General features: G+C 68.9%; 4 protein-coding genes. 1 reads left to right on the top strand and 3 read right to left on the bottom strand.

All coding sequences use genetic code 11. The annotated features are described in order from the left end of the window. Positions 1 to 11: 11 nt before the first annotated feature. The 3 genes from BEN49_RS12215 to pdxH all read right to left on the bottom strand — a co-directional run bounded on the left by BEN49_RS12215 (position 12) and on the right by pdxH (position 3,154). A complete protein-coding gene (locus BEN49_RS12215; protein ID WP_070743818.1) occupies positions 12 to 914 on the bottom strand; it encodes a hypothetical protein in 903 nt (300 codons plus the stop codon). Between the two features lie 14 nt (positions 915 to 928). Next, the gene (locus BEN49_RS12210; RefSeq protein ID WP_070743816.1) at positions 929 to 2,287 is read right to left on the bottom strand and encodes a DUF1015 domain-containing protein; all 1,359 of its coding nucleotides are present in this window, start codon (positions 2,285 to 2,287) and stop codon (positions 929 to 931) included. 213 nt (positions 2,288 to 2,500) lie between these two features. Then, positions 2,501 to 3,154 carry a pyridoxamine 5'-phosphate oxidase gene (gene pdxH, locus BEN49_RS12205; protein WP_070743814.1) on the bottom strand — a complete coding sequence of 218 codons (654 nt, stop codon included), beginning with the start codon at positions 3,152 to 3,154 and terminating at the stop codon, positions 2,501 to 2,503. Positions 3,155 to 3,468: 314 nt separating this feature from the next. Here pdxH and BEN49_RS12200 point away from each other — a divergent pair, with 314 nt between their 5' ends. Then, complete coding sequence (locus tag BEN49_RS12200) at positions 3,469 to 3,789, top strand: YqgE/AlgH family protein (RefSeq protein WP_070743812.1); 321 nt, start codon at positions 3,469 to 3,471, stop codon at positions 3,787 to 3,789. Positions 3,790 to 3,813: the final 24 nt, after the last annotated feature.

Below are 3,813 nucleotides of genomic sequence, written 5' to 3'. Positions count from 1 at the left end.
CGGGCCCCGGCCTAGCACACTATCGCCGCCACCGAGCCCGCGAAGGGGTAGAGAAACGTCGGAATGAAGTAAAAGCCCACCACGCTAGCGCCTGCCCACACCGCCCAGGCAAAGCGGTGGCCGCGGGGGCCCCGCAGCAGCACCAGCGCTGCCAGCCACGCCGCCTGCGTGCACAGCGTTTGGGGCCCGTAACCCCGGGCCGTGACGGCGTATTCCATGCCCATGGGCAAAAACTGAAACAGCAAAGTAGCCAGCGCGGCTATGCGCCACGTAGTAAGGCGCGTCAGCACTGCAAACCCCACCACCAGTCCTATTAGCCCCAGCCCAAAAACCGGCAGGCGGGCCAGCAGGTCGGGGGCGCCCACCGGTGACCAACGCAATAGCGGCCACACCAACAGGCTGTGCAGTAAATGGTTGTTGGGTAGCAGGTAAAAGCCCGCCGCCACGGCTGGCCCCGGCGCCACGAAATAATCGACCGTGACGAACTCATCGGGATTGAAAGGCATCTGCACCAGCAAGTACGTGCGCACGGCGGCTACTGCCAGTAGGAGGGCCCCGGTGGCCCACCGAGTGGCCAGGCGCTGCCGCCGCCAGCCCGCCGCCAGCGCCCGACCGGCCCGGTGCGCGTCGTGTGCCAGCCGCTGGGCTTCGCGCCGGGCTGCGCTGCGCCAGTAGTACAGCCCCAGGGCCCCCACGATCAATAGCCCCCAGGCCACCCCGCGTAGCCGGGCGTAGTCCAGGGCGTTGTGGGCCAGGGGCTGGGCGGGCCAGGGGGCGCTGGCTACCTCGGCCGCGGTATTGGCCGCGTCCAGCGCCGGCGCCAACGCCGCGTAGGGCACGAAGCCGTAGAGCAGCACCAAGTGCAGCCCCGCCAGCCCCACGCCAGCCAACAACAAAAGCAGCAAAGTGCGCATACCGGCGGGCGGGCCTACAACAGCCCCGCGCTAGCTGCGGGGCCCTGGAAGTACTGGTCGAACCCGTTGCCGGCCTCCTCGTCGGCGATGCTGCTGAAGAGGAAGCCGGCCAGGGTTTTGGGGTAGAAGAAGGTGGACTTGGCCGGCATCACGGCCCCGGAGTGGCACACGGCCTCCACCTCGGCCATGCTCACCTCGTTCACAATCAGGGCGGCGCGGGCCTCGCCGCGGTCCACCCGCTGGAGGCACTCGGCGAAGCTGCGCACGTAGGCCACGCCTGGCCAGGCGCGCTGCGCATCGGGGCCCCGCAGGCCCAGGGCGCGTTCCAGTACAAAATAGTGCAGCACCGTCAGGTCCAGGTCCTTCACCTCGGCCGTCGTGTCCCAGTCGAGCAGCGCGTGGGCTTCCGGCCGGAGCCGGATTTTATAAGCCAGCCCGCCCAAGTACAGCCCGAAGGCCCAGCGCTTGCCGGCAATCAGCTCGGGTAAGTTGGTGGCTTCTTCCAGCGGCAGCACCGTGAAGTAGGGCCCCAGGCGGGCCAGAAACTCGGCGTCGCTCAGGGCGCGGCCGCCGGGGCCCCCGGGCAAGTCCAGCAGCAGGCGGTGGGTGGGCAGGATGCGCAAGTCGTCGCTGGCCGCGTTGGTGAGGTACATGAGGTGGTAGTTCCAGGGCTCGCGGCCGGTGGCGGCGGGCCCGGCCTGGGCCTGGCGGGCGTGGCGGTGGGCCAGCGCGCCTTCGTAGCGGTGGTGGCCGTCGGCCAGAATCACTTCGCGCCCGGCCAGCACGGCCTGGAAGCGCCGAATCACGGCCGCGTCCTGCACCACGGCCAGCACGTCGCGGGCCCCCTGGTAGTCGTCCTCGGTCTGGTAGAGGGGCGACTGCATGGCCTCGTCGAGGTAGGTTTCCAGCTCGAAGGCGTCGTCGCGGTAGAGCCCGTGGGTGGCGCTGGTCTGGAACTCGGTGCGGGCCAGCAGCGCGGCGCGGTCGTGCACGCTGGCGGGCAGCGTGTTTTCGTGGCGCAGCACCACGCCCTCGGCCCAGTCGTAGGCCCGGATGTGGCACATGAAACCCTTGCGGCAGTATTCGCGGGCGCTGCCCGGCAGCCGAAAGTACTGGTAATAGGCATAAATGCCGGGCAGCGCGTCCTGCCGGAGCACGCCCTCGGCCTCCCAGCGCCGCAGCGTGGCCAGGGCCGCGCCGGCCGGATCGTCGCCCTGCGGCACGGCCAAGTGAATGGAGTTGAGTGGGTTGCGGTAGAGCGCCGCCCGCTGCCGGGGCGATACCACGTCGAACAGCGGCGATACGTAAGCGTCGATGTCGGCGCCGAGGGCCGGGGCGTAGCGCCAGCCGCGCAAGGGTTGGATTTCAGCCAAATCTATTTCATTTAACAAGTAACATTTATCATTTAACACGCAATATTCATCATTTGGCGACTGCCGGGGCCCCAATGCCGCTGCCGGGGCCCCGGCAGCGGCAAGCAAAACCGGGTAATTAAACCTGAGCTGGGGCCCCAGGCCGCTGCTTGTCCCAAGCCCCGCTGCTTGGCAAGTGCCTGTTAAATGATAAATGTTACTTGTTAAATGACCTCAGGGGGCCAGGCGCGCGATGGTCCAGGCCCCGTCCACCAGGTTGTACTCCAGGCGGTCGTGCAGGCGGCTGGGGCGGCCCTGCCAGAATTCGAGGCGGTGCGGCCGCAGGATGTAGCCGCCCCAGTGCGACGGGCGCGGCAGTGGGTCCTGGCCGGCGAAATCGGCCTCCACGGCCTGCTCGCGGGCCTCCAGGGCCTCGCGGCTGCCGATGACCTGGCTCTGGGGCGAGGCCCAGGCCCCAAGCTGGCTGCTGCGCGGGCGGCTCTGGAAGTAGGCGGTCGACATGGCTTCCGGCGCTTTTTCCACCCGGCCCTCCACGCGCACCTGGCGCTCGAGGCCGGGCCAGAAAAAGCTGATGGCGGCCAGTGGCTGGCCGGCCAGCTCGCGGCCCTTGCGCGAGTCGTAGTTGGTGTAAAACAAAAAGCCGGCGTCGTCGGGCAGGCCCTTGAGCAGCACCACGCGGGCGCTGGGCTGGCCGGTGGCCGCGTCCACGGTACTCAGGGTGAGGGCGCTGGGCTCGTCGAGGCGGGCAGCCACGGCCTCGTCGAGCCAGGTGCGGAACTGGCGCATGGCGTCGGGCTGCGCGTCGGCCTCGGCCAGGGTGCGCTGGGTGTACGATTGGCGCAGGTCGGCAAGCTCTTGGTCGGTCATGTCAGTTAATAATTAACAACTATCGTTGAACAAAGCGCCGGGGTATTGTTATAATAAAATAACAAAGCGCCGGGGCCCGGGGGCACCTGCTGCTGACGCGGGGCCCCGCGGGGCCCTGCCGCGGCGGAACCCGGCCGCCCCGCCGGCGGTTGGCGCTTAGCCCGGTCAGCTGGTCGGTTGTCTGGCCGGCCAAGCCGTAAAAGTGGGCGCAAGGTACAATGGCCGGCCGGGGCCCTGGCGCTGGGGCCCCCAGCGCCAGCGGGTATCCCACCCCCAGCGCCTTGTTAACTGATGACTGTTAATTGTTAAACGACATGACCCCCGGCACGCTCCTCATCTCGCAGCCCTTCCTGGGCGACCCCAACTTCGAGCGCAGCGTGGTGCTTGTCTGCCGCGACGCGCCCGATGACGGTACCTTCGGGCTCGTGCTCAACCGCCCCACCGAGCTGCTGCTCAGCGACGTGCTGACGCTGCCGTTGGACTCGGCTTCGCCCGCCGCCGCGCTACCGCTTTTTGCCGGGGGCCCCGTGGAGCCCGACACGCTGCACTACCTGCACCGCTGCCCCGCCGTGCCCGGGGCCGCCGCCCTGGGCGACGGCGTGTACTGGGGCGGCGCCGTTTGCGGCCCTGCTTGAATTGCTCGGCACCGGGGCCCTGGC

The organism is Hymenobacter coccineus, assembly GCF_001816125.1.
GTDB lineage: Bacteria > Bacteroidota > Bacteroidia > Cytophagales > Hymenobacteraceae > Hymenobacter > Hymenobacter coccineus.
The sequence above is the reverse complement of the archived record's forward strand: the minus strand, read 5'-3'. Positions and strand labels throughout refer to the sequence as shown.